The sequence below is a fragment of the Candidatus Phytoplasma sp. AldY-WA1 genome (genome assembly GCF_020312115.2).
GTDB lineage: Bacteria > Bacillota_I > Bacilli_A > Acholeplasmatales > Acholeplasmataceae > Phytoplasma > Phytoplasma vitis.
In genome coordinates this window covers 1-1,528 of record NZ_JAHRHX020000100.1, presented here as the reverse complement: position 1 = coordinate 1,528, position 1,528 = coordinate 1, and the positions used below count along the sequence as shown (strand labels likewise).

At 30.6% G+C, this 1,528-nt stretch carries 1 protein-coding gene; it reads left to right on the top strand.

From position 1 onward, the window contains the following. Positions 1-125: 125 nt before the first annotated feature. The coding region (locus KTO59_RS04230) for a reverse transcriptase domain-containing protein (RefSeq protein WP_284928811.1) at positions 126-1,528 on the top strand (1,403 nt) is incomplete at its 3' end.

Here is a 1,528-nt window from a genome sequence, read left to right as displayed (position 1 = left end):
TTGGAGTAAAACTGAATTTGGAATAATTCAGATAATCGCCCAACCAGGAAGTCATAGAAAGCATGATATAGGGCGAAAGAGGAAATAATATTTCGAGTTTAAAGACGTAGAAGGGCGGTGGCTATATGCTATCAAATGAAAGTAAAATTTCAAAACTGACTACGCATTTAAACAGAATAGAGACGAAATCAAAAAACAACAAGAATGTATCGAAGCGAACTTATCAATGGTTAACCAATAATATCATAAACTACGATGTAGCTTTTGAGAAAGTGGCAACCAATAAAGGAGCAGGTACAGCTGGGATAGACTTCCAAACTATTGATGGAGTTGATTTAAAGAAACTTCAAAAATGGAATAAAGAAGTTAGAGAAGGAATATATGAACCTTCACCAGTAAAAAGAATAGAAATTCCTAAACCAAATGGCAAATTAAGACCTTTAGGCATTCCTACCATCAAGGATAGGACGATCCAAGAGATAATAAGGAAACAGTTGGAAGCATATTATGAACCGAAATTCTCTGAATTCAGTTATGGATTCAGACCTGGAAAATCAACTCACGATTGCCTAAAACGCTTTCAACAAAGATTTAAAGGGATTAATTGGTTTATCAAAATCGATTTAAAAGAATTTTTTGATACGGTTAATCATAAAGTGTTATACGAAATCATCGACAAAGACATCTCAAAATACAAAGTTAAAAGACTAGTTGCTAAAATGGTAAAAAGTGGAGTCATGAAACAAGGACAATACATAAAAACCATAGAAGGTACACCTCAAGGAGGAATTATTTCACCTATTTTATCAAATATTGTTTTAAATGAATTAGATAAATATATAGGAAACCTCCAAAAGGAATTATCCAAGTTCATGAAAACAAAAAAGAATCCTGTATATGAAAAAATATGTAGGAATATTAAGAAAGCCAAAAAAGAACAGGATAAGGAAAGAGTCAACAAATTAAGAAGAGAATTGGAAATAACTCAACGTTGTAAACAAAAACCAATTCGAATCGAATATTTGAGATATGCAGATGATTTCATTATTGGGATAAGTTGTCAAAGTAAGACATTACCACATCAAATTAAGAAAATGGTAGTTGAATTTATCGAAGGAAAATTGAAATTAAAAGTTTCAAGCGACAAATCGAAGATTCAAAAGACGAAAAAAGGGATTGAATTCCTAGGATATGAGTTATCAATAAACCCAACGAAAGAGAATCTTAAAAGAAACTCAACCAAATCCAGTCTAAATGGAAAACCACAACTTAAAATGGGAAAAAAACTAATTGAGAAAAAAACAAAAGAATTAGGATGGATAGATAAAAATAATAAAATTATCCACGATAAATCCTTAATATGTTTTGAGAAACTAGAAATAATAAGAACTTATAAAGCCATCATGAATGGATACATAAATTATTATAGTTATATATCAAACATCGCTCAATTAGGAAAATGGTATTATTACGCGACATATTCTTTATTAAAAACTCTTGCTGGAAAGGATAAAAGCTCACTTGCAAA